The sequence below is a fragment of the Psychrobacter sp. Choline-02u-9 genome, from assembly GCF_002836505.1.
Taxonomy (GTDB): domain Bacteria; phylum Pseudomonadota; class Gammaproteobacteria; order Pseudomonadales; family Moraxellaceae; genus Psychrobacter.
The window spans coordinates 18454-40963 of the sequence record NZ_PJBF01000051.1 but is presented as its reverse complement, the minus strand read 5'-3'; the positions used below and the strand labels follow the sequence as shown (position 1 = coordinate 40963).

At 44.4% G+C, this 22510-nt stretch carries 21 protein-coding genes and 1 tRNA gene; 9 read left to right on the top strand and 13 right to left on the bottom strand.

Annotated features, from left to right (window positions below; genetic code table 11):
* Positions 1-40 precede the first annotated feature (40 nt).
* Positions 41-1273, bottom strand: coding sequence for an 8-amino-7-oxononanoate synthase (locus CXF69_RS07640; RefSeq protein ID WP_102078620.1), 1233 nt, complete (start codon positions 1271-1273; stop codon positions 41-43).
* A 304-nt stretch (positions 1274-1577) separates the two neighbouring features.
* Here CXF69_RS07640 and CXF69_RS07635 point away from each other — a divergent pair, with 304 nt between their 5' ends.
* The 4 genes from CXF69_RS07635 (at position 1578) to CXF69_RS07620 (ending at position 4457) form a co-directional block, all read left to right on the top strand.
* Positions 1578-2117, top strand: coding sequence for a porin family protein (locus CXF69_RS07635; RefSeq protein ID WP_102078619.1), 540 nt, complete (start codon positions 1578-1580; stop codon positions 2115-2117).
* 218 nt (positions 2118-2335) lie between these two features.
* Positions 2336-2887 carry a porin family protein gene (locus CXF69_RS07630; protein ID WP_102083169.1) on the top strand — a complete coding sequence of 184 codons (552 nt, stop codon included), beginning with the start codon at positions 2336-2338 and terminating at the stop codon, positions 2885-2887.
* A gap of 213 nt (positions 2888-3100) precedes the next feature.
* Positions 3101-3580, top strand: a complete 480-nt coding sequence (locus CXF69_RS07625; RefSeq protein ID WP_102078338.1) for an NfeD family protein — start codon at positions 3101-3103, stop codon at positions 3578-3580.
* A gap of 16 nt (positions 3581-3596) precedes the next feature.
* On the top strand, positions 3597-4457 hold the full coding sequence (locus CXF69_RS07620; protein WP_057762202.1) for an SPFH domain-containing protein: 861 nt from the start codon (positions 3597-3599) through the stop codon (positions 4455-4457).
* Positions 4458-4535: 78 nt separating this feature from the next.
* On the opposite strand, the gene hemN is transcribed toward CXF69_RS07620, so the two are convergent.
* Entirely contained in the window at positions 4536-6014 is a 1479-nt protein-coding gene (gene hemN / locus CXF69_RS07615) for an oxygen-independent coproporphyrinogen III oxidase (protein ID WP_416374998.1), read from the bottom strand.
* 431 nt (positions 6015-6445) lie between these two features.
* Between hemN and CXF69_RS07610 the strand changes: the two genes are divergently transcribed.
* Positions 6446-8035 carry a YifB family Mg chelatase-like AAA ATPase gene (locus CXF69_RS07610; RefSeq protein ID WP_101204741.1) on the top strand — a complete coding sequence of 530 codons (1590 nt, stop codon included), beginning with the start codon at positions 6446-6448 and terminating at the stop codon, positions 8033-8035.
* A gap of 50 nt (positions 8036-8085) precedes the next feature.
* On the opposite strand, the gene CXF69_RS07605 is transcribed toward CXF69_RS07610, so the two are convergent.
* Both CXF69_RS07605 and CXF69_RS07600 read right to left on the bottom strand, forming a co-directional pair.
* On the bottom strand, positions 8086-8769 hold the full coding sequence (locus CXF69_RS07605; protein ID WP_101204740.1) for a phosphoglycolate phosphatase: 684 nt from the start codon (positions 8767-8769) through the stop codon (positions 8086-8088).
* Between the two features lie 117 nt (positions 8770-8886).
* Positions 8887-9387 carry a DUF4385 domain-containing protein gene (locus CXF69_RS07600; RefSeq protein WP_101204739.1) on the bottom strand — a complete coding sequence of 167 codons (501 nt, stop codon included), beginning with the start codon at positions 9385-9387 and terminating at the stop codon, positions 8887-8889.
* A 206-nt stretch (positions 9388-9593) separates the two neighbouring features.
* Between CXF69_RS07600 and CXF69_RS07595 the strand changes: the two genes are divergently transcribed.
* Positions 9594-9950, top strand: a complete 357-nt coding sequence (locus tag CXF69_RS07595; protein WP_145990080.1) for a hypothetical protein — start codon at positions 9594-9596, stop codon at positions 9948-9950.
* Positions 9951-10074: 124 nt separating this feature from the next.
* Here CXF69_RS07595 and CXF69_RS07590 read toward each other — a convergent pair.
* Together CXF69_RS07590 and CXF69_RS07585 are read right to left on the bottom strand one after the other, a co-directional pair.
* Positions 10075-10150, bottom strand: a tRNA-Phe gene (locus CXF69_RS07590).
* Positions 10151-10273: 123 nt separating this feature from the next.
* The gene (locus CXF69_RS07585; RefSeq protein ID WP_101204737.1) at positions 10274-10696 is read right to left on the bottom strand and encodes a hypothetical protein; all 423 of its coding nucleotides are present in this window, start codon (positions 10694-10696) and stop codon (positions 10274-10276) included.
* A 387-nt stretch (positions 10697-11083) separates the two neighbouring features.
* Between CXF69_RS07585 and hisB the strand changes: the two genes are divergently transcribed.
* The 3 genes from hisB to CXF69_RS07570 all read left to right on the top strand — a co-directional run bounded on the left by hisB (position 11084) and on the right by CXF69_RS07570 (position 13143).
* On the top strand, positions 11084-11749 hold the full coding sequence (hisB, locus tag CXF69_RS07580; protein ID WP_220455963.1) for an imidazoleglycerol-phosphate dehydratase HisB: 666 nt from the start codon (positions 11084-11086) through the stop codon (positions 11747-11749).
* A gap of 188 nt (positions 11750-11937) precedes the next feature.
* The gene (hisH, locus tag CXF69_RS07575; RefSeq protein WP_101204736.1) at positions 11938-12573 is read left to right on the top strand and encodes an imidazole glycerol phosphate synthase subunit HisH; all 636 of its coding nucleotides are present in this window, start codon (positions 11938-11940) and stop codon (positions 12571-12573) included.
* Positions 12574-12777: 204 nt separating this feature from the next.
* Complete coding sequence (locus tag CXF69_RS07570) at positions 12778-13143, top strand: hypothetical protein (protein WP_220455964.1); 366 nt, start codon at positions 12778-12780, stop codon at positions 13141-13143.
* Between the two features lie 55 nt (positions 13144-13198).
* Here CXF69_RS07570 and CXF69_RS07565 read toward each other — a convergent pair whose 3' ends face one another.
* From CXF69_RS07565 to CXF69_RS07535, 7 genes are all read right to left on the bottom strand, one after another.
* Positions 13199-14521 (bottom strand): valine--pyruvate transaminase, encoded by a 1323-nt coding sequence (locus tag CXF69_RS07565; protein WP_101204734.1) that lies wholly within the window; start codon positions 14519-14521, stop codon positions 13199-13201.
* Positions 14522-14647: 126 nt separating this feature from the next.
* Entirely contained in the window at positions 14648-17290 is a 2643-nt protein-coding gene (locus tag CXF69_RS07560) for an ABC transporter permease (protein ID WP_101204733.1), read from the bottom strand.
* Between the two features lie 19 nt (positions 17291-17309).
* Positions 17310-18029: an ABC transporter ATP-binding protein gene (locus CXF69_RS07555; protein WP_101204732.1), complete on the bottom strand. Its 720-nt coding sequence runs from the start codon at positions 18027-18029 to the stop codon at positions 17310-17312.
* A gap of 25 nt (positions 18030-18054) precedes the next feature.
* Positions 18055-18909: an arylesterase gene (locus CXF69_RS07550; RefSeq protein WP_101204731.1), complete on the bottom strand. Its 855-nt coding sequence runs from the start codon at positions 18907-18909 to the stop codon at positions 18055-18057.
* Positions 18910-19220: 311 nt separating this feature from the next.
* Positions 19221-20453 (bottom strand): MFS transporter, encoded by a 1233-nt coding sequence (locus CXF69_RS07545; RefSeq protein WP_101204730.1) that lies wholly within the window; start codon positions 20451-20453, stop codon positions 19221-19223.
* 397 nt (positions 20454-20850) lie between these two features.
* A complete protein-coding gene (gene nqrM, locus CXF69_RS07540; RefSeq protein WP_057762175.1) occupies positions 20851-21096 on the bottom strand; it encodes a (Na+)-NQR maturation NqrM in 246 nt (81 codons plus the stop codon).
* A gap of 200 nt (positions 21097-21296) precedes the next feature.
* Entirely contained in the window at positions 21297-22451 is a 1155-nt protein-coding gene (locus CXF69_RS07535; protein ID WP_101204729.1) for an FAD:protein FMN transferase, read from the bottom strand.
* Between the last annotated feature and the right edge of the window lie 59 nt (positions 22452-22510).

Sequence of the window (22510 nt, the reverse complement as noted above, 5' to 3'; positions counted from 1 at the left end):
CTATCAATAGTAGGAGTAAATTCTGTGTTAAACGATAAAATTACAACTGCTGTATCAATCGCTCGCAGTCTTCCTTAGTTAGTTTGGCATTCATAACTAAACGAATGCGAGCAGTGTTTGCAGGCACAGTAGGTGGCCTGATAGGCAACGCGTAAAATCCAGCGGTTTGTAGCTGTTGTGCTTTGGCAAGGGTGCTTGCGTTATCGCCTAATATATAAGGAACGATAGGAGATTGATAATCCATATCTTCTACAGTTGGCGATACACGGTGCCGTGGGTCAATGGCTTGGCTAAGCGTGGTAGATAGCTGTGCTAGATGCGCACGTTGGTCAGTTAAAGCCGGCATCTTTGCTAAAATAAATCGTGTCCATGCGTGATTGATAGGAGGGAGTGCAGTGCTAAAAATCAGTGGACGCATGACATTGATCAGCCATTGTTTGACGACTTCATCACACATGATATAAGCACCCATTGAAGCAAATGCTTTACCAAAGGTACCCACCAAGTAGTCAATATCAGCCAACGTATGCGTTTCTTCCGCCAATCCTAGACCTGTATCGCCAAGCACTCCAACAGCATGTGCTTCATCGATATATAGTTCAATGCGAGCATCTTTGGATTTTATTTGTACCAGCTGAAGTAAGTCGGCACGGTCACCATCCATACTAAATATACTCTCGGTGACAATGATGATGCGTTCGACCGTCTCGTCTGCTTGTTCAATAAACTTGGCCAAATGCTCGTAATCGTTGTGACGGTAACGACGATAGGTGACAAGTTTACTTTGGCTCAAGCGCATCCCATCGATAATGCTGGCATGTACTAGCTTGTCAGCCAAAATGAGCGTCTTGACTGGCAAAGTTGTTAATGCTGGCAAGTTACCTACATTGGCATGGTAGCCACTGTTCAACACCAGCACCGACTTGGAGTTGGTTGAACTCTGTTTCTCTATGGCGCTTTGATACCAGTTTTGCAGTTCCTCTTCTAGAGCTTCTAACTGTATATCATTGCCTGTGAGTAGTCGTGAGGAAGTGGCGCTCATTTTAGGAGTGTGCGTAGTAGATAGCTGTCCCACTTGAACTAGAAACTCAGCTTGCAGCTCGGTATCGCCGCCTAGACCCAGATAGTCATTACTCGCAATATTGAGTAAAGCCTTAGCTTCCCTGACGACGTATCGTCCGTCGTGCTGCAGGTTTGGTAATTGACGATACTGCTGCTTTGCTTTTAAGTCTGCAAGTGCAGTTTGCAAACGCTCAGTGATAGAATTTTGCATTTTCTCTCTCTAATTATTGTTATATCAGCCATGTTTAGCCGATTTATCTAGCAAGAAAACTGTGAAATGAGTACGGATTATTGCATAAACTGGGTGGATGTAACAAAAGGTTTCATATCTGCGCCTTTGTAACCCACACACTGATAAACACTTTCAAATCTTAACTTTCGTACCATTAAACACTGACAGAGTGTCTGAAATAGTTTGTTACTATGTATTCATCGTTAGCAGACAAGGCGATAGGGCCACAAGGCCAATATAAATAAATAACTTGTTTGTCCAAATTTCTTTCAAGGAGCTAATAATGAAAACTCTACAAAAAACAATACTTGCACTAGCAACTGGTTCTTTACTTACTGTAGGTGCACAAGCTGCCGTTAATTATGGTAACGGCTATACAGGTCAACCGTATGTTGGTGCTAAGATTGGTCAGTTCGATAATGATGTAAGCGGCGACGATCCAACTGCGTATGGTGTGTATGCTGGTTATAATTTTGATCCTAATTTTGGTATGGAAGTTGAATATGTTGGTTCAGATGATGCTGATCTAGACAATAATGCTGGCGATTATGATACGAAAACTTATGGTGCGTACGGTACTTATCGTTACACGTTCCCAAATACTGCACTGTATGCTAAAGGTAAGCTTGGTATCGCTAAAACAGAGCTAGAAGCTGATTTTAACGACGGTAGCAGTGATTCAGTGAGTGATACTGGTATTGCTGGTGGCATCGGTCTTGGCTATGCGGTGAATCCTAACTTCAATGTTGAAACAGAATATGCCATGATGGATAGTGATGCAGATACTAAGCTGCTTACTGTTGGTGCTAACTTAAAGTTCTAAGATAATATAGCGTATTTATACCTATAGTCAAAAACGAAGAAACGACCATTTTATATGGTCGTTTTTTTATGCCTGTAAAAGATTTTTGCAACACATGTTTACTTTGGTAAATAAGTTGGTATGATACCTCCACTACTAATAACAAGTAGAAAATAGTTGAGTATCATTTGATATTAAACAAACTATTTGTTTATTGAATCCAAAGTTGAGAAAAGTATATGAAAAATCTACAAAAAGCTTTAATCGCAGTAATCGCTGGCTCAGTAATGACCATGAGCGCACAAGCAGCCATCTCTTATGGTGCTGGCCAATCATACGTTGGTATTAAAGCTGGTCAATTCATGGTAGATGCTGATGATTTAGATGATCCAACCGCATATGGCGTTTATGCTGGTTATAACTTCGATCCTAACTTTGGTGCTGAGATTGAGTATATAGGTTCTAATGACGCTGATGTTGATACAGGTAACAGTGGCATTGACGCTGAATTTGATCTAAAAACTTATGGTGCTTATGGTACTTACCGTTATGCATTCCCAAATACTGGCTTATATGCAAAAGGTAAACTAGGCTTTGCTAAAGCTGAGATTGAAGTTTCTGCTGAGGACTTTCTTGGAAACTCTGGAAGTGACAGCGATAGCGACAGTGGTGTAGCTGGCGGTATTGGCTTGGGTTATAACTTCAATCCTAATATGAGTGTTGAAGCTGAATATGACTATGTTGCTGAAGACCTTACGCTATTAACTCTTGGTGCACATTACAAATTCTAAGCTTTAATTTGTGTGGATGACTAAAAAACGATCACTTTAAGTGGTCGTTTTTTTTCGCTTAAAATTTATGTTAAGGACTTTAAGTTAGTAATTTATAAGCATCCAATAAGTAATATATCATTATCGTTAAAGCGTTGTTATCCTTAAAAATGTGCTACATTAAAAACTGGAATGATAAAGATAGGAATGGTGGCAAGGATGGAGATACTTTGGATGATTGAACCTTGGCATTGGTTAGTATTGGGCTTCTTATTACTAATAGTCGAGATGTTTGTACCGACGTTTGCCAGTCTGTGGTTTGGTGCCGCTGCCATCATCGTTGCAGCGCTATCATGGCTGTTGCCTATTGCTGTCTCTGTTCAGATTATCGTCTGGTTAGTGCTCTCTGCTGTGTTTTTGCTAGCTTGGTTCAAGTTTATCAGACCGTTGTCAGTAGATCGTACAAAAGCTGGGCTAGGCGGTAGTGTCATAGTTGGTGAAGTGGGGATGATTATCGTGTCACCGCAGCTAGATAAAGCTGGCACGGTTAGATTTAGTGTTCCTATCGTTGGTGCGGCTGAATGGATGTGCCGTACGAGAGGGGAGCAGGTGGCAATCGGTGATAGAGTGGTCGTGACGGATATCGTTGGCAATGAGCTAATTGTGAGCAGTACAAAAGCGCAGGCAGCGATGCATAAAAGTATGCAGGTATAATAATAAGGGATGAGTTATGGAAAGCTTTAGTATTGTCATGGTGGTATTGATTGCACTGGTGGTATTCACCGTGTTTAAAGGCGTACGTATTGTACCGCAAGGTTATAAATGGGTAGTGCAGAGACTGGGTAAGTATAGCCAAACGCTAGAGCCTGGACTCAACCTCATCATCCCTTATGTAGATGATGTGGCTTATAAAGTAACGACTAAGGACATCGTACTCGATATCCCGTCACAAGAAGTCATTACTCGTGACAACGTCGTTATTATTGCAAATGCTGTCGCTTATATTAATATCGTGCGTCCTGATAAGGCGGTCTATGGTATCGAAGATTATGAGTACGGTATCCGTAATCTAGTACAGACGTCATTGCGTTCGATCATTGGTGAGATGGATCTTGATAGTGCATTGTCCAGTCGTGACGAGATCAAAACCAAGCTAAAACATGCAATTTCAGAAGATATTGCGGATTGGGGTATTACCCTTAAGACAGTAGAGATTCAAGATATTAATCCTTCGCAGACCATGCAAGCATCCATGGAAGAGCAGGCAGCGGCAGAACGTTTGCGCCGTGCGACCGTGACCCGTGCTGATGGTCAAAAGCAAGCTGCTATCTTAGAAGCGGATGGTCGCTTGGAAGCTTCACGCCGTGATGCTGAAGCGCAGGTGGTACTAGCCAGAGGTTCTGAAGAGTCGATTCGTTTGATTACTAGTGCGATGGGCGAGGAAGAGATGCCGATCGTATACTTGCTGGGTGAACAATATATCAAAGCGATACGAGAGTTGGCTGAATCTGATAACTCCAAAATGGTGGTATTACCAGCAGATATCTTAAGCACTGTAAAAGGTATGGTCGGTGATAAATTAAAAGTGTAAGAAATCATAGCAATATTAAAAAAAGACCTCGCTTGAGGTCTTTTTTATGTGTATTAATTGGACTAAAGTTTCGCTAGCTTAGATAACTTTTGAAAAGCGGTTTTGGTGTTTCTTTTCTAAGTATTCATCAAATACCATGGCGACGTTACGGCCAAGCAAGCGACCTCTGGGTAAGACGCGCATACCTGCTGCATCCATATCAATCAGTCTGTCGTCTTGCATAGCGCCCAACTGCTGAATCTCATTAATAAAGTAGGTGATGGCATCGATACCAAATTTTTGATTCACATCTTTAAAATCGAGATAGTCATGACACAGCAGGTTCATGATGACATATTCACGCAAGCGATCCTTAATAGAGGTTTTAATGTACTTTACTGCAGGCATGACAGTTGGATTAATTTTCGCCATATCAATCTTGGCTTGATAGCTCTGTAGATCAGTATCGTTTTGCAAAATATAGCGCGTATTGGCATTAGAAATCTGACTGATTGATGAGACACCAAAGCCTAATAAGTCACAATCACCCATGATGGTGTAACCCTGAAAGTTACGATGTAATTTACCCTCACGCTGGGCGATAGCCAACTCGTCATCAGGTTTGGCAAAGTGATCGATACCGATATATTGATAACCGGCTTCGGTCAATGTGTTGACAGTATTGCCGAGCATCGTCAGTTTGGCAGCTGGGCTGGGCAAGTCTTCATCTTTTATCTGACGTTGGGCTTTAAATCGCTCAGGCAAATGCGCATAGTTAAAGACCGATAGGCGGTCTGGTGACATCTCGATGATACGATTTACGGTTTTGTCCAAAGTATCAGGCGTTTGATGCGGTAAACCATAAATCAAATCAATATTGATAGAGCGAAAACCAAGCTCACGTGCTTCTGTTAGCACGCTTTCAATAAGCTCTGCGGAATGCACACGATTAACGGCAATTTGCACAGTTTCATCTAAATCTTGCACACCTAAGCTGATACGGTTGAAACCGAGATTACGCAATATTTTCAGAGTGTTTTCACTCAGCTCACGAGGATCAATTTCGATAGAGTAGTCACCTTCGTCTTCTGGCAAAAACTCAAACTGAGTCTGTAAAAACTCCCATAATTGCACCATCTCTTCGTCACGTAAAAACGTTGGCGTACCACCGCCTAAATGTAGCTGTTTGACCAATGGTTTGTCGCTGCCTTCTGGCGTAGATAACAGGCGGCGCTTATGCGTAATTTCAGCGATTAAATACTGCAAGTAATCGCCAGAGTCGCTATTTTTTTTGGTAATAATCTTATTACAAGCGCAGTAGTAGCAAAGGTGGCGACAGAACGGAATATGAAAATATAGCGATAAAGGAGCGCGCCCTTCACGATTCTGCAGGATTTTTGTCTCAAGACCGATAGCCTCAAAGCTATCCGGTATTGGAGTAAATTCTAAAGCAGTCGGATAAGAGGTATAACGTGGCCCTGAGCGATTGTACTTATTGATGATTGCCTCATCAAATGCTGGTAGCTGCTTGCTAGTAATACTGCCACGTGTACTAGCATAAGGGTTGTCAGTCTGCATAACAGGGCGCACAGTCGTGGGCGGCTCGTCCGCACGGTTGTAGGGCTGCTGAGTGTTCTGTTCTGAATAGTCTGTCATGCGATATTCCTCGTTTTTACTCTAGATACTGCTGGTTTTTATATTATCAATGATTTCGGATTTGGCGTTTATTTTTTGCTTTTAAGATTGATTGATAACACGGCTTGAATATATCATCGGCAGCAGTATGTATCGCTAAATGTATAGTAGTTAGTATAGCAAATCCTTGTTAGCAGTGGGGTGGTCGGTGAGTATTCTTAAATATTAAAATAGAGCTATCATTTACACATAAAAAACCTCAGAAGGACGCTGAGGTTGTGGTGATTCTCTCCACACCAGCAATAAAACACGACATTTGCGCGTTGATAAATAATACTTTATTATCAATGATACTCTGTATTAGGAAGATGCTGATGTCGTTTGCCCAAGTCTATACCCGTTCGGTGGTTGGTCTGCATGCTCCCAAGGTCATCATTGAGGTGCATCTATCGCAAGGACTGCCTGCATTGACCATCGTTGGGCTACCTGAGGCCGCCGTGCGTGAGAGTAAAGACAGGGTGCGCTCCGCCATTCTCAATTCAGGTTTCCAGTTTCCTAATCGCCGCCTCACGATCAATTTAGCCCCTGCTGATTTGCCTAAAGATGGCGCGCGTTTAGACTTACCAATTGCTATTGGTATACTGGCAGCAAGCGGACAGCTTGAGCCAGAGGTGCTATCAGGATTTGAATTTATTGGCGAATTAGCGCTCAATGGTCAATTGCGACAAGTAACTGGTAGTTTGGCAGTCGCACGAGCAATCAAAGCTGAGAAATTGGCATTAGCATTGTCGCAGTTAACAGCGAGTGACCAAGGACAAAATAATTCAAATAACTCAAATAACTCGCCGCCGACAACACCGCAACTGATCGTGCCGATTGATAATGGTCGTGAGGCCAGCCGCGTTGATGGCGTAACGATACTAGCTGCTCAGAGTCTAAAAGCAGTTTGCGACCATCTGCAGTCGCTCGTTGACCCAAGTGCAAGCTATGAGAGTTTAGCAGTAGTACAGCCTAGTCCCACACAGCAGCATGTTGGCTATCAAGTGGATTTAGCTGATGTCAAAGGACAGCACCATGCCAGACGCGCGTTAGAGATTGCCGCCGCTGGTGGCCATTCATTGTTATTTACAGGGCCCCCAGGTTCTGGCAAGACACTCATGGCATCACGATTGCCAACGATATTGCCAGACTTGAGTGATGAGGATGCACTAGAGGTTGCTAGTACCTATTCGGTGGCAGACAGCGATTATGACTATGGGACGCGGCCGTTCAGACAAGTGCATCATACGATATCAGCTGTAGCATTAGTCGGTGGTGGCTCACGGCCAAAACCGGGTGAGATAACGCTTGCTAATAAAGGAGTATTGTTCCTTGATGAGTTACCAGAGTTTGATCGGAGCGTGCTGGAAGTACTGCGTCAGCCGCTAGAAGCCAAACAAATTACTATTAGCCGCGCTAATTCTCAAATGACTTTTCCAGCGAATTTTCAATTGGTCGCTGCGATGAATCCTTGCCCATGTGGCTATGATGGCGATACATCAGGACGTTGTCGATGTCGACCTGAGCAAATCAAACGCTATCAAGACAAACTATCTGGACCTCTCTTAGATCGTATTGACTTACATATTACCGTGCCTGCGTTACCGATTGCCGATCTACAAAACAGTCAGGTAGGTGAAACCTCCAAGCAAGTACGGGATCGCGTAGTGGTCGCGCATCAGCATCAAATGCAGCGCCAGAAAAAGGTTAATAATGAACTTAGCCCTAGCGAAATTGATGAATATATCCAACTAGGCGACAATGAAAAGCAGTTATTGCAACTTGCTCAGCAGCGTCTAAATTTATCAGCGCGTGGCTACCACCGAGTATTACGGGTTGCGCGTACAATCGCGGATTTGGCTAATAGTACGGATATCAACAGCGCCCACGTATCTGAGGCGCTGAGCTATCGCAGCAAAGCGTAATCTATGTTTGAGCAAGTTACATCATGATGATTTGATAGGTTTTTTATAGACTAAACTCTATCTTTCATAACCCAAGCAACCAAGTCCGCAAAGTGATCAAAGGCTTCGGTCGGATTTAATTCGCGAATATCTTGGCCGTAGTTATAACCATAAGACAAACCGAGCGTGTCCATATTGGCGTTCTGTCCAGCCAACATATCGTTCCTAGAGTCGCCAATCATCACTGCCTGATCAACACTGACATTGAGAGTCTCACAGACATGCAGTAGGGGCGCTGGATCTGGTTTTTTGACAGATAAACTGTCGCCGCCCATCACTTCACTAAACAAATCTTGCCAGCCAAATGAGTGCAATATCTTCGGTACAAATCGAATGGGCTTATTGGTGACTAAAGCAAGCGTATAGCCAGCTGCGTGCAGTTTTTTGAGTCCGTCATCGACATCTGGATAGGCAACGGTTTTGCTACCACTAAGATTCTTATAAGCCTCAAAAAATATTTGCTCTGCATGATCGGCTTCCTCAACCGTTAGCTCACCTTCTGCTACTTCCACTTTACCAACCAACGCGCGCTCTACGAGCAGGCGTGAGCCATTTCCTATCCAGTTACGTATCGTCTCGATAGGGTAGGTGTCTTTGCCTAATGTGGTTAGCATGGTGTTGGTGGCGTCGGCCAAATCAGGTACGCTATCAATGAGCGTTCCATCAAAATCAAAAATTAAAAGCTGCTTATTCATTGTTCCTCACTATTGAAAATCGTTATATTTATTATATTGGCCATACCTTAGCACAGTAGCGTTCTGAGACCAGTCAATTTAGTTACCTGTTGTGCTTAATGTCTTGAGCATTAGCATCTATTCGACATCTTTATAGCGTTCACGATGCTCTTTTTTCATTCTTAAATAGTCTTCATTCTCACGGCATTCGTCCCATTTAACTTTAAAGATTCGTGCGGATTCTGCTTTAACTGGGTCTTCCTCTTGTCGTGGCAATTCTTCGCGACCATGAGCGCCGCTTTGACCTTTTTTATCATCAGGTACCGCGCCTTTATATTTTTTACCACCTTTGTGATTGGCATAGCGACGAGCACGGGTATAGCCCATTTGTATAAACTTACGCGCCATATCTGCACCGACGAAGTCATCGTCAGCCAAGTAATCTAAAAACATCTGATAGATAGCTTCACTACTCTCGCGGGCGATATCGGGAGTCGCAAAACGCCAATGGGGTAAAATCTCAGACTTATACGGCTCTACCAGTAATACGCCTTGCTCACCGCGAGCGACACGGTACAACTCAGGCTGAGCGCGCAAATCTAAACTCTTATAATCCAAGTCGTAATCAAACTCTCTCATAGCTATGACCTATTATTTTTGTCTATTCGTATATGGTTATTGAGTATACTTAGCCAAGCTGTTTAGAAAAAAGCACAAAAATGTTATGCAACCGTGACAGTAGGTATTTAGCATCAAAAGCGTTAAGTAGAAATGGTTATGGTAAAGTCAACTGTGAGACGTATGAAGGCTACAAATATGATGAATGCAATACCACAAGAGATACTATGTTGAGAAATAAAATAAGTGTAAATGAGCTGAGCCGTTTGCGATTACCCAAAAATATACTGGTAGCGTGGCTATTGCTAACGACAAGCATACTAGCCAATACGACTGCCCATAGCGCGTGGTTTGAACGTTTGATTCCGCAAGGTGAGACGTATACGGTACGCGAGATAGATCGCGATTTGGCATTTGTGATAGATGGCTTTATCTATGATGCGCGTACGTCTTGTTTTTTGGCAGTGGGCGACCGAGTGATATTTTTTGAAGGGCGTCACGGTATTGATTACCGCGCAACTATATACGACCTAGATTCGCGTGAGCGCTGTAATTTACTATTACGTGGTCGTTTTTACGAATAGTGGTCGGCTATATGAATAAGAACAATGCATAAATAGAATGAATGTTAACGAATACGGTAAAATTTAAACATAAAAAAAGCCCCGAACATTGCTGTTCAGGGCTTTTTAGAATTCTATTAACGAATGGTGGCTCGAGGCAGGATCGAACTGCCGACACACGGATTTTCAATCCGTTGCTCTACCTACTGAGCTATCGAGCCGTCTTCGTTGAGGTCGCTATTAAACTAAATATACGCGCTTCTGTCAAGCAATTTTTGCATTTTATCGAAAAAAAGACGATAAATAATTAGATATTAGTAAAATTAATCGTTTTAGCACTCAATTTAGTCTTTTACACGCAGAAGTTCGTACTCGCTCATGATACGGTGAATATCAGCGTCCGCAGGGACAAATTCACGTACGCCTTTTCTAACTTCGCAATCGTAGACCAGTTTAATAAACTTGGCATCAATAGCACGTTTACGATTCTCTGGATGCACAGTGAGGTACTGCAGGCGCTTAGCATTGGTCTGCCCATCATCAAAGCAGGCAACAGCGGCGATAGGCTTATCATTGAACATACCGACATAGAGATACTGTCCACGTTGAAACCCTTGCTCAACGATATTTAATACCTCGAGACCGTCAGGCTGTGCATCATCACTATCGTATAACGCTTGCAAGCGCTCTGCTAGCTCATTGTCACGAGCAGGTTTTTTGATAAGTGGCGCATCCAAACTATTAATGGCGATCGCTTCTAAAGGCATAGCAGTTCCTATAAATAGAGGGTTTCTATAGTATAAATTAGCAGTATGAGACAGCACGATGTCATAGCGTGTAGTGCCGTAAGTAAGGGTCTTCAAAGTCAGCGCGAGTCATGATTGATAAAACTGAACACACTATTTTAGCAGAATGAGGTGATTTTGTGCGTGGTTTACCGCTTGGTCGTGGCAGTAAATGTTAGGGTTTGCTATGATGAGGCTATATAATATTTAGTATGTATAAACCCTAATATGTTGATATCTTTTGTATATATCATTTTCTAATACATTTTTTGCTAAGGTCTGACCCAGACACTAGTAAAATATTTTGGGCAGGTTTTTGCCTTATTTATTGACCGCTTTTCACTGATAAAAAACTGATAGAGAGTAGCCATGACAGCCAATGCAACGACGACTGCTGCCACACCTGAGCAAACTGAGTCAAAAAACGTAAATCTATATGGTCGCCCTGAACGTATCGCGACCGTTGAACGTATCACTGCCGAAACGCAAATCACCTGTACCGTCAATCTGGATGGTACAGGTAAAGGCACGGTAGACACTGGTGTGCCATTTTTGGATCATATGATTGATCAAATTAAGCGTCACGGTTTGTTTGACCTAGATATCAAATGTACCGGTGATACGTTTATTGATGACCATCATAGCGTCGAAGACACTGGTATTACTCTTGGCCAAGCCTTCAACAAAGCACTGGGTGACAAAAAAGGCATTCGTCGTTATGGGCATTTTTATGCGCCGCTAGATGAGTCATTGACCCGTGCTGTCGTCGATCTGTCAGGGCGTCCTGGTTTGCATATGGATATCCCATTTACGCGCTCGCACGTCGGCCGTTTTGATGTTGATTTGTTCAGTGAGTTCTTTTACGGGTTCGTCAATCACTCATGGATGACCGTGCATTTGGATAATCTAAAAGGCAAAAACAGCCATCATCAGATCGAATCAACCTTTAAAGCTTTTGCTCGTGCGTTACGTATGGCCTGTGAATACGATGAGCGTGCATTAAACACCCTGCCATCGACCAAAGAGGCTTTCTAAGGCGCACTTAAGGCTCTTCTACAAGATTACTCAAAAGGGCCAGTCAAGTTTGGCGTACTGGTTGTACAGCCTGCGCTTGACCTCCTTGTAGCAAAACCTTATCTACACCTTAGTAATAGCCAACAATATAAATGGTCAATAATATAAATAGTACAGTAGTCAAAATATTTAAAAATGAGAACCAATCGATGACTAAAATAGCACTATTAGATTACGGTATGGGCAACCTGCACTCTGCTAGCAAAGCCCTATCGGTAGTCGGGGCAGAAGTCTCTATCACCAATGATCCAAAAATCGTGGCGGCGGCTGATAAGATCGTTTTCCCTGGTGTGGGTGCGATGCGTGACTGTATCGCTGGCATGCACGAAGCGGGCATTGATGAAGTGATACGCCATGCAGTGTTTAACAAGCCCGTTATGGCCATCTGTGTGGGCATGCAGGCGTTGTTTGAGCAGTCAGCTGAAAATGGTGGCACGGACTGCTTGGGCATCTTAAACGGCACTGTAGAAGCGTTTGACCATACGTGGAAAGACAAGCAGGGCGCAACGATAAAAGTACCGCATATGGGTTGGAATACCGTTAGCGGTATGGATTTTGATCATCCGCTTTGGCACGGTATCGAAGACAATGCGCACTTTTACTTTGTGCATAGTTACTACTGTGAACCTGCTGATAGCTCACAAGTGGCGGCGGTATGTGACTATGGTCAACCGTTCTGCGCCAGTGTTATCCAAGACAATCTATTTGCCACCCAGTTCCATCCAGAAAAGAGCCATACTGCTGGCTTGCAACTGCTCAAGAACTTTGTAGAGTGGAATGTGTAAGTAGTTGATAAACGTGAAGTGAATATTTAATTTAGTAGAAGGTAGATTATCAATTGTATAATCTGCCTTTTTTATGCTCAGCCATCACTTTTTAGCTGCCATTCTTTAGCTATTATAGTTTAGCCATCATGGTTTAGTGATACGCTCAGTTATTTTCTACTCGCTTATATTTGGAATATCTCAGTGGATTTTACTGCCTTTAAAATGAATGTTGTGGAAACAACTGGCCTTGCCAAAGATGCCTTACATATCTATGTCGGTGTCGGTGTTTATCTGCTGTGTCTGGTTGCGCTGCGACCTATTATAAAAAGCCAAGGTATTCGGTCATTTATCGCATTGATCGTCGTGACTTGTATTGCGCTGTTGGGTGAGTATTTGGACAATCGAGATACGATTGAATCGCTTGGCTTAACTGGCTTGAGCCGTGATCAGATACTCGCGAGTATCCGTGATTTGATTAATACTTGTATGCTGCCGTACGTGCTTTTTGCGCTGAATAAGTGGACGACTATATTTCGACCAACCAATAAATCGACTTCACTGACCAAACGCCATAAAAAAACGGACTAATTAATAGTCCGTTTTTTCATTCTGCTATTTGAATTTATAATTCTAGCAGCTCATCTTATTTTTTGGCTTCATCATACAGCTCACGTACGACTTCACCAATGGCTTGAATACCATCAGTCAGTGTCTGCTCGTCAGCCGCGATACTCATACGGATACATTCGTGCGCATGCTGATAATCGCTGACATCGACACCGGGGAAAAAGTACTCACTTGGCACAATAAGCGTGCCTTTCTCTTTTAGGCGCTCGTATAGATCCAGCGTGCTAATCGGCAAGTCTTTAAACCATAACCATAAAAATATCGCGCCTTCAGGCTTATGAATGACCAAAGGATAATCGCCCAAGGCTTCTTTTAATAGCTTCACCGCGAGTGTCGCCTGCTTTTGATAAAACGGCTTGATGTCGTTATCAGATAATTGCTTAATACGATCGTTTTCTACCAATGGCGTGGCAATCGCTGCACCAAAGCGTGTCGGTGCTAGATTGACCACGGCATTCATCGCACTGACCGCTTCGATTACTTTGGCATCGGCCACGATAATACCAGTACGCATACCAGGCAAACCAATCTTTGACAGGCTAAAGCAAAGAATCGTATTGTTATCCCAATTCAGGTGCGCGTCAGAGTAGATGATATTGGGGAAGGGCATGCCGTAGGCGTTATCGATAATCAGCGGTATGTCATAGCGTTTGGCAATCTCAGCCAAATGCGCCATTTCGTCATCAGTCAGCACGTTACCAGTTGGATTGGTCGGGCGTGAGCAGCAAATCGCGCCGATACGACCTTCTTTTAGTGCTGGCAAGTTTTCTAACGCGTCAAAATCCACACGATATTTAAAGAAGCCTTCCTCACCATCATGAGTCACTTCATCGATATGTGGCAATACCGCGGTGAAATGCTGACCTTCAACATGCACATCGCTATAGCCGATATACTCAGGGGTCAATGGCAGTAGGATGGATTTGTCCACAGCTCCATTCTTTTCATCAGCGAAAGCGCCGCCAAACAGATTAAACAAATAGAAAAATGCATTCTGTGAGCCATTGGTCAGGGCAATATTTTCTGAAGTGAGATTCCAATCATAATGACGGTTAAAGAAGCCAACCAACGCATCGATAAAGGCGGCATCCCCTTGCGGATTAGAGTAGTTCGCCATGCTGATAATCGCGCTACTATTGGGCACGCCTGCATCATTATCAACACCCAGCGCCTTATAGGTCTCCAAGAACAACTCATTAACGGCATCAATTTTGGCAGGGTTACCACCGCCCAACATGTTGACAGGTTGATCGCTTTTTAGCGCATCGCCCAGATCATCCATCAATTGTGAGATGCCAGTGGGTTGGGTAAATTTTTGACCGAACTTTGAGAATTTCATAAGGCTACCATGCTGTTTGAGAGGGTGTTAATGAGGTATAGGCACGCATACCCCTAATGATAATATGGGCGTTAGTATAGCAAATAGTCAGTTTTAAACGAGTTGGAATCGTAAAATAAACTATTGTTAAATCATCGCCCTTACCCTTGCCATAATTCCACGTCCAATCACCAATCTCACATAAATAATAGCAATGGCAAACAGCAACACGATTAATGCTGCACCGCCAATAGCCAAGCTCAGCCACGGCACACTAAACTGTAGATTAAACCATTGCGTGATAGCAGCCCATGCGCCAACGCTAGCGATAACAACGGCAAAGGTCGCCGCGCTAATCCCAAGCACACCCAACTCTAAGATATTGAGCATATACAGGTCACGCTTTTGCATACCGAGCAGTCTAAATGACGCGCTGTCTTTCATACGATCTTGTGAAGTAGACAGCAGCGAGCTGATCAGCACCATGACCCCAGTGAGTAGGGCAAGCAAGGTGAACACATAGACCAAGCGGCTCATTTGTACCACCAGTTCTTGAATTTGCTTCGCGATAGCCGTGCCATCGATGGTGGTGACAGCAGGGAACTTGCGTACCAGTTTGCCTTGTAGTTCTGGAATGGCACTCTCTGACACATGTGCAGTGGCAAACTGAATCTGCGGGGCAGCGGACAGTACGGACGGTTCAAACAAGAAGTAAAAATACGGGCTTGGGCCACGCTCATAGCGCGTACGAATACTGGTAATCTGCCCGATGATTTCGATACCTTGAATGTTAAAACGTACCTGATCGCCCATACCGACATTGAGCATACCTGCGGCAGTGTCCAAGATAGACAAAGGTTTGATTTGTTCATTTGTCGCATCGATAGAGGAGTATAGCGCGTCGTCTGTGAGTGATTCAGTGATGTATTCGGTCTCCATGACCGTATCTGCGTAGCTCAAGTTAAAGACACGTGTGGGATCATCAAACCCATCAGCAGGCTCGATATCTTTTGCCGCCACATCATTAGCCGTCTCCACACGCGCACGAATGACGGGATAGTAAGTGACGGGCGCCTCAATGATGGCATCAATATCGTCATGTTGATCGCTCTGCACATCGAGCAAAAACAGATTGGGCGCGTCTTCAGGATAGGCGTTGATAAACTGCGCATTGATACTGTGGTTGAGCGTGGTAATGAGCGTCAGCACCGCTACCGATAGTGATAAGGTGACAAAGAACAACGCTGATTGGTTGCCTTTACGCGCAAGGTTATGGATGGCGATACGCTGCATCCAACTGACCTTAGTATTGCTTGCTAACTTGTTAAGCAGCCAGAGCCACCCACGCGCCAATAACCAAAATATCGCCACAAAGCCAATCAAGCCGCCCAATAGCTGTGCGCCTAATGACAGTGAGCCAACTTCATAAGCGAAGAAAGCATACAGCCCTGCCAGCACCAAGCCATACCATAGTAACGGTACGCGTCGATACCAAGGCAGATTTTGCGTTTGCGTGCTCGCACCTTGACTAAGTAGGGTCGCGGGCTTGGTGGTGCTCAGCGTACTCAAACCACGCTGAGCGATCAGTAGCGTCAGGACTAAAGCAATGACAATAGTCTTGATGGCGCTGATTGGATTGATGGCTAGACCAACGTCAGCAGGTAAGATGGCCACCATATAGGGCTGACCGATTTTGAGTAAGCCCAGACTAAGGGCAACCGCTGCGATACAAGCAATGACGGTCGTGATGATAAGCAGCTGATAGTAGCTACGTTTGAGTGAGCCAAGCGGTTCGCCTAGCGCCAAGCGAATGGCATTATTAGACTGCTGCTTGCTGACAAACGCACTAATGACGCCGTACATGGCGACCGCAGATAGTAGTAACACCGCGATGACCAGTAGCTTTAAAAACATCAGCACATTATCAGAGATACGCGAGACCGAAGTGTCTGCGGACTCAGCATCAGATAGCTCGATATCAGGATAATTGGTCAGGATCTCTGTAAGCTGCTCACGCTGCGTGGTTATCAGCTCTGGATCGCCTGCCATCTCGATACGATAGTTTATGCGGCTACGTTGACCGAGTAGATTGGTCGCCTCTAAGGCATCTTGTTTCATCAACACACGCCCACCGAAACCAAAGGTGGTCAGCGGACGGTCAGGCTCTTTGGTTAGTACATCACTAATCGTGAACTGCGCATCGCCAATGGTGATACGGTCGCCGACATCGGCCTGTAGACTACTGAGCACTTCTGGTGCGACGATCACACTGTCAGATGTTAGCTGATCCCACAGTGGCTGTCCTGAGGCAAGCTCCGCTGTGCCGTATAGGGGATACGACGGCGAGACGGCTTTGACGCTGGCAAGCAGTGTTTGCTCATCATTGACCAGCATGGCGCTAAATTGATAGTCATACACGATCTGTGTATTAGGGATAGTTTCTACCTGTGACAATACTTCGCTTGGCCAGTCTTGCTTACTGTTTAGGATTAGATCCCCACCAACGAGTGCGCGCTGATTGTCATTGATGTAGCTATCGACAGACTGCTGCACCGAGTCGAGAGTCAGGTAAGTTGCAAGTGATAAGGTCAAGGTCATTAGAAACAACACTGGATACACCCAGCGCTGCCACCAGCTACGGCTGAGTGCTTGCGAGCCTAGAGTTTGAAAACCTAGAGTACGGGTAAATAGTTGACTAAGAATGCCGCTAGGATAACTGGACTCTTGATGCATACTGGTAGCAGTCTTTTTTGTATCAGGCAATTTGTTGTCTGTGGGCTTACTATTCATTAAGATACAATCCAGTTATTCATGTAGGTACAATGCGGCCGTCATGCATGGTGATGACGCGATCTGCCATCTCGGCAAGTGCAGGATCATGAGTCACGACCACCAGTGCCGAGCCAACCTGTTGACGTAAATCCAATAGTAGCTGCATGACTTGATCGGCATTTTGCTCATCTAAGTTGCCCGTTGGCTCATCCGCAAACACAATCTTTGGGTGCGATACCAGTGCTCGTGCCACCGCTGTACGCTGCTGCTCACCACCTGACAACTGATTGGGTAAGCTGTTACGTCTATGCCCTAAGTCGACCGCATCTATCAGCTCGTCTACGCGTGCTGGGTTTGGACGTCTGGCAATATCAAGTGGAAAGGCGATATTTTCAGCGACGGTCAGTGTGGGCAGTAGATGAAATGACTGAAAGACAAAGCCCATATCTTGCTGACGAATGACGGCTAGCGCATCTTCGTCAAGACTGCTAAGCATTTGACCTGCCAGCGATACCGTACCGCTATCGGGATAGTCTAATGCTGCGAGTAAACCTAACAAAGTAGATTTACCCGAGCCTGATTTGCCCATGATGACCACAAACTCGCCAGCGTTGACATAAATATCCACGTCTTTGATGATGGACAGTTTTTGCTCACCGACTTGCACGGTTTTATTTAATTGTGAAGCGGTCAGTAGAGCTTGTGTCTTAGCGTCTGCTTGTGGCGTTGCTGTGGCAGTCGAAGATGATGATGTCATTACAGTGTCTCGTTTAATGGTCTCGTTAAGTAGTCTCGTTTGTCTTATTTTTTGTCGTATTGTCTTGAGCCGTTGCAGCTGTGTTATCGGTACCGGCTGTTTTTAACTCTTCTAGCTCTTCTAACTTAGGCTCTAGAATAGGCAAGATATTGTTATTGACGATAATCTCGTAGCCTTCTTTAGTCGGATGAATCGCATCTGCTTGGTTTAGCTCTCGGTCACCGCCGACACCCTCTAAGAAAAACGGAATAAGCGTCAGATTCATGTCTTTAGCAATACGAGGATAAATGTCTGAGAATGCCGCAACGTATTCACTGCCTAGATTGTCATAGATTGACATGCCGCCTAAGATAACGACACTGCCATTGTCTTGCAGGTGCTTAACCGCAGTACGAATATTGGCTTCAATGGTCGCCACATCGATGCCGCGTATCGCATCGTTAGCACCGATAGTCAATATGGTGATGTCAGGTTTGGTTTGCGATACCCAGTCCAATCGATTGACTAATCCCGTACTGGTTTCACCGCTTAGACCTGAGTTAATAACTTTGGCGTTAGCATAGCCCATCTCTTGTAGACGATCTTCTAATTGAGCAGGATAGTTGTCGTCTTTGTCCACTCCCAGACCTTCTGTCAGTGAGTCACCAAGCGCCAAAATAGTAAGTGATGAAGATTTGACCTGTTGATCAGTTGTTGCTGCGGTTTCAGCTGCTACTGAAGCAGTGCTAGCTTGACTATTGGTCGCTTCAGTACTGGTACTCTGCGTGTCATCAGCAGATGTGGTTTCAGCATCTTTCTGACAGCCACTGATAGCCATTACAGCCGCGAGCATAGCGATAGCAGGCAAGCGCTGAGCAAAACGAGAGGGAGGTTTTATCATGGGTGTTATGTCCTATATGCAATCAAACCAGTGTATAGTCAAATCCTATCTAAACCAGATACAGTAACAGTCGGATGAATTCTCAGGCTCGTTCAGTCTACTATTGGTAGTACTTTTACTCACCTTCCTTTTATCCGGATTATATTGAATATCCAGCTTATGTTAATTATCTAAATTATATTGAACTGACTATAGCAAAATAAGACAGTGACCTATATTGCCCTAAGGTTAATTTAAGGCCGCTTTATTGCGCGTTAGCAATCATAGCCTTGTAGACCACAAAAACTGATAGAAATGAAAGCTGATAGCAATCAAATATATTTGCCATCGACCATCACTGGACGACTAACAAGCCAAGCAATCACGACGTTGACAATCATCAGTATCAGCATAATAAAAAGTGGCACACTCCAACTGCCCGTTGTTTCATGGAGCCAGCCTGTGCCCAATGGGCCAAAAAACGCAATGACATAACCCACTGCTTGAGCCATACCAGACAGCTCACTGGCTTGATTGGTCGTATAAGTACGCATCGAGAACAGCATCATGCTCAAGGTAAAAATCGCGGAACAGCCCATGCCCATCATGCCTGACCATAGCCATGCCAAGTCAGTCGATAGATAGCTGACGCCCAATATACCAACGACATTTAATACAGCAGCAAATACTGCCAATGCTTGAATAGGGCGGCCACGATTGACCAACCAAGTTAGGCTTAAGATAGAGACTGGTGCCATAAACTGAAATACAGAGCCCATTTGTCCAGCACTGACGGCAGATAGTCCCTTACTGACCCAAATCGATGGTAAAAAACTGGCAACGGTGTAAAACAATAATGACTGTAATCCCATAAAAATAGCAATCTGCCACGCAAAGGTGGTGCGCCACATAGAAATTTCAGAAGAACCTAAGGCCGCAGGGATAACCGCTTGATGGTTGGATGAACCCAACCGTACACGTAAGAACAGCCAAATCACGAAAGCAAAAACACCCAGTATTGTCCAACCGCCTAATGCCCACTGCCAACCAACTTGCTCCGATAATGGTAGTACTACACCTGCGACGATACCTGCTGCTGTGGTCATCGTTAGACTAAACAACCCTGTAATCAGCGGAATATGTTGTGGGGTACGCTGCTTAATGACCGGTGCTGCTAAAGTGTTAGCGAAACCAATAGCAAGAGTAAGTAGCAAAGTACCAATTAAAAACCCACTCCACGTCGGGATGGCAGTACGGATAACCATCCCTACCGTTAATAGCCCAATCATGGCAATCAGTGTGTTTTCTAACCCGAATCGCTTACCAATTGCTGGGGAAATCAGCGCACCAACGGCAAAGCTCAGCATAGGTACTGCCCCTAGCCAGCCTATCTGAAATTCAGAGATATCAAGCGCGTCCTTTACCACTGGGGCGATAGAACCTAGCGCGACGATAGGCGCACGCATATTGGTAGCTAGTAGAATCATGGCACACAGAACCAACCAAAAGGTAAAGCGTGAGGAGGGCAGGCTAGATGAAGCAGATAGATTGGACGAGGTAGACATAGCAGCACAACGATGACAGCAAAAAAGAACACGTTATTTTATAAGCGCCAAGAAATTGCCGCTTATAAAATAACACCAGAGAGCATTTACCCAGACACGTACCTAAACGGTAATCGATATCGTAAGTTAGACCGAAAAATATATGTAGCGCGTAAGACATACAATTTGCTTAACTGACTTTACTAAATTGGCAGGCAGGTTAGTCAAAATGTATGTGTGGTTACTTCGAGTTACGGTTTTAGAACAGTGATAATAAGAGATGGCGATAATAATAAATCTTAAATAAGCAGTCTTATCGCACAATAAAAATAGCGCCAAGTCACTTCTGAATGACTTGACGCTATTATAAGAACATATGTCAGGTAAACGCTACCAACGTATGGTAACTAATAGGCTATTAAACCGATTTACCCAATTGAGCAGCTCTTAATGCATTCTCTTGCTGTTCAGCGATTAGTGAATCGCACTTATTGGGATCATTACCACAAAAAGAGCAATTTTCATCGCCCATCAATTTGGCAACACCGCCACAAGATCCTCTAAGCGGCTTTTTTTTGACCATATAACCGACGCCCATAAAAATAAAGAATAGGACAAATACGGTGAAAGTAATGGCAAGCATAGGAAGCAGTTGGCTAAGCATAGAGGAAACCTCATTTTAAAAAATAGGGCAGTTATTAGTAGTGTTGTCTAAGTTCATGACAGCTAAGCACCGTTAATAACAACTGTATAATAGTATAGCAAATTTTAGTGCGGCTCGTTGTGCGTTAACGTATTCTCTTGTTTCACATCTATCACTTACCAGTGGCTTTTAGAGTGTGCTGTCTAGAGCTTGGAGAACGTTTAAAGCTTTTTATCAGCACGTAATGCTTTCATCGCTGGGGTCTGTACCACCTGCCAGTCGTCAATATCATCATCAGCAGCTTCGTTGGACATATCATCAGAACCTTTTGCCTTTACATCGTCAGCTAGTACCACAAACATGGCCGCCAGATTTTGCGTTTTAGCGAGGTCTAGTGCTTTGTGATAAGGCATCGCGGTAAGAGCAGTTGCCCACGCATCCGCTAATGCAACCGAATCAGCTGCGACAGTGACTGAAGGTGCGCCGCCTGCAATAGGGTTGCCCGTTGTCGGATCGATAGTATGGCTATAGCGTTTGCCATCGAATATGACAGAGTTACGATAGTTGCCAGAGGTCGCTAAATGCATTTGACTAGCCGTATTCTTGGGCTGGCGAATAGCAGATACGGTTTGGCGTTCGCTGACCGTGCTGCCTTCAATAGGAGCGTCAATCGCAATTTGCCATGGCTGCTGCTGGTTGTTCACACCAGAGGTGGCAATTTCACCGCCGATCTCAACCATATAGTTACGAATCTGGTAATCATCTCTCAACACATCAGCGATGACATCGACGCCATAGCCTTTGGCAACGGCAGAAAAATCTAAACCAACGCCGTCTTTGGTCTTATAGATGGTGTCATCTTTCTTTATGATGCTCTCAAAATCGACCAATGCTTTTGCTTGAGCAATCTCTACTGCGGTCGGTGGACTTTGTAAACGCTCGACCGTCATGGTACTTCCAAAGCCCCAGGTGTTTACGAGTGGCATAACGGTAGGGTCAAAAGCACCGCCTGATTGCTGATAGACAATTTGCGAGACATCTAGCACACGACTAAAATCAGCATCGATAGTGATAGGTTTGTCTTTGCCCAAACGGTTGAATGTAGATATTGTTGAATCGTTTTGATAGGTAGACATGCTATCGTTAATTTGTTTTAGGCGCTCGTCTACCGCAGCTTGTATGGCAGCTTCGTCCGCATCATCAGGCAACTGATAGCTAATATGGTAGCTCGTCCCCATCGTCTCACCGATCAGATAGTTATAGTCTGGGGTTTGCTGGCAAGCGCTGAGACCTAAAGTACTGGCAAGGCTGACGACGCCTACTAAGGTAAGGTGTAGAGGTTTTTTGGAAGATAAGCTGTATATAGTGTTTTTCATAATATTTTCGGTATGGCGTAGAAATGAGTAGGGTGTAAAACAAGCCACGCTTATTTTAC

What these genes read in the sequence shown, in the direction of transcription:
- hisH (WP_101204736.1), top strand. Translation starts at nt 11,938, where the DNA reads ATGACTAAAATAGCACTATTAGATTACGGTATGGGCAACCTGCACTCT.
- CXF69_RS07545 (WP_101204730.1), bottom strand. Translation starts at nt 20,453, where the DNA reads ATGTCTACCTCGTCCAATCTATCTGCTTCATCTAGCCTGCCCTCCTCA.
- CXF69_RS07595 (WP_145990080.1), top strand. Translation starts at nt 9,594, where the DNA reads ATGTTGAGAAATAAAATAAGTGTAAATGAGCTGAGCCGTTTGCGATTA.
- CXF69_RS07640 (WP_102078620.1), bottom strand. Translation starts at nt 1,273, where the DNA reads ATGCAAAATTCTATCACTGAGCGTTTGCAAACTGCACTTGCAGACTTA.
- CXF69_RS07600 (WP_101204739.1), bottom strand. Translation starts at nt 9,387, where the DNA reads ATGAGAGAGTTTGATTACGACTTGGATTATAAGAGTTTAGATTTGCGC.
- CXF69_RS07585 (WP_101204737.1), bottom strand. Translation starts at nt 10,696, where the DNA reads ATGCCTTTAGAAGCGATCGCCATTAATAGTTTGGATGCGCCACTTATC.
- CXF69_RS07620 (WP_057762202.1), top strand. Translation starts at nt 3,597, where the DNA reads ATGGAAAGCTTTAGTATTGTCATGGTGGTATTGATTGCACTGGTGGTA.
- CXF69_RS07550 (WP_101204731.1), bottom strand. Translation starts at nt 18,909, where the DNA reads ATGATAAAACCTCCCTCTCGTTTTGCTCAGCGCTTGCCTGCTATCGCT.
- hisB (WP_220455963.1), top strand. Translation starts at nt 11,084, where the DNA reads ATGACAGCCAATGCAACGACGACTGCTGCCACACCTGAGCAAACTGAG.
- CXF69_RS07565 (WP_101204734.1), bottom strand. Translation starts at nt 14,521, where the DNA reads ATGAAATTCTCAAAGTTCGGTCAAAAATTTACCCAACCCACTGGCATC.
- hemN (WP_416374998.1), bottom strand. Translation starts at nt 6,014, where the DNA reads ATGCAGACTGACAACCCTTATGCTAGTACACGTGGCAGTATTACTAGC.
- CXF69_RS07605 (WP_101204740.1), bottom strand. Translation starts at nt 8,769, where the DNA reads ATGAATAAGCAGCTTTTAATTTTTGATTTTGATGGAACGCTCATTGAT.
- CXF69_RS07560 (WP_101204733.1), bottom strand. Translation starts at nt 17,290, where the DNA reads ATGAATAGTAAGCCCACAGACAACAAATTGCCTGATACAAAAAAGACT.
- CXF69_RS07555 (WP_101204732.1), bottom strand. Translation starts at nt 18,029, where the DNA reads ATGACATCATCATCTTCGACTGCCACAGCAACGCCACAAGCAGACGCT.
- CXF69_RS07610 (WP_101204741.1), top strand. Translation starts at nt 6,446, where the DNA reads ATGTCGTTTGCCCAAGTCTATACCCGTTCGGTGGTTGGTCTGCATGCT.
- CXF69_RS07570 (WP_220455964.1), top strand. Translation starts at nt 12,778, where the DNA reads ATGAATGTTGTGGAAACAACTGGCCTTGCCAAAGATGCCTTACATATC.
- nqrM (WP_057762175.1), bottom strand. Translation starts at nt 21,096, where the DNA reads ATGCTTAGCCAACTGCTTCCTATGCTTGCCATTACTTTCACCGTATTT.
- CXF69_RS07635 (WP_102078619.1), top strand. Translation starts at nt 1,578, where the DNA reads ATGAAAACTCTACAAAAAACAATACTTGCACTAGCAACTGGTTCTTTA.
- CXF69_RS07630 (WP_102083169.1), top strand. Translation starts at nt 2,336, where the DNA reads ATGAAAAATCTACAAAAAGCTTTAATCGCAGTAATCGCTGGCTCAGTA.
- CXF69_RS07535 (WP_101204729.1), bottom strand. Translation starts at nt 22,451, where the DNA reads ATGAAAAACACTATATACAGCTTATCTTCCAAAAAACCTCTACACCTT.
- CXF69_RS07625 (WP_102078338.1), top strand. Translation starts at nt 3,101, where the DNA reads ATGATTGAACCTTGGCATTGGTTAGTATTGGGCTTCTTATTACTAATA.